The sequence below is a fragment of the Ligilactobacillus acidipiscis DSM 15836 genome (assembly GCF_001435755.1).
GTDB classification, from domain to species: domain Bacteria; phylum Bacillota; class Bacilli; order Lactobacillales; family Lactobacillaceae; genus Ligilactobacillus; species Ligilactobacillus acidipiscis.
Genome location: NZ_AZFI01000320.1, coordinates 1 through 808, shown reverse-complemented (window position 1 = coordinate 808; position 808 = coordinate 1). Strand labels below are relative to the sequence as shown.

1 protein-coding gene is annotated in these 808 nt (G+C 35.6%); it reads left to right on the top strand.

Annotation, left to right across the window (positions count from 1 at the left end):
* Positions 1–227: 227 nt before the first annotated feature.
* Positions 228–740 carry a nucleoside 2-deoxyribosyltransferase gene (locus FC65_RS10915; protein ID WP_056972776.1) on the top strand — a complete coding sequence of 171 codons (513 nt, stop codon included), beginning with the start codon at positions 228–230 and terminating at the stop codon, positions 738–740.
* Positions 741–808: the final 68 nt, after the last annotated feature.

Genomic DNA, 808 nt, shown 5'->3' with positions numbered 1-808 from the left:
TCATCAACACTAAAAAGTTTAGACCCTTTTTTCTTGGGACTCTTACTCTTACTCTTGGTATAGGGTCCCTTTTTTTGCGCTTGAAGAAAAAACAAGCAGTTCATTATTGATAAAAATTGTTTAGTGAGCAGTTGACGCTACTGTTAAATTCAGCAATTGCTTTTTGTTAATAATTTATATAGAATTGAGTTATGAGATTAAATTGTTAACATGACAAGGAGATATAAATGACGATCGCAAAAGAAAAAAATGTAGAATTTGACCCAGAAGTTTCGCCAGTTAAAGCTTATATCGGTTGTGCTTGGTTTAGTGAGGAACAGGATAAATTACGGCAAGCTGGTTTGAAAGCTATTGCTAAGAACCCGTCAGTCAGTCGTAAATTTTCACATTATCCATTAGATTTCCAGTATAAAGATTTGAATGTGACTGAACATCCAGAACTTATGGATGATATTGAATGGCAAGTGCAAACATTTAGAGCTGATATTGCTGGGATCAAAGGCTCAGATATTGGTATCATGCTTTTCAATCCTAGTGATATTGACGACGGTATCGCATACGAATGCGGTGTTTTAGCTACCATGAACAAGCCGATCGTTTTGGTGATACCTGATGACGATGAAAAGCCACTGAACTTAATGATCGCTCATGGTGTTACAAGAGTGGTCAAACTCTCTGAACTTGCCGACTTTGATTTCCGTCATATTACGTTAGGAACTTATATTGGCAAAGTATTTTAATGTAGATTTGGCATAATGTTTAAGACATTATGCTTTTTACCTCAATTGTCAAGTTAAGTGCAACACTA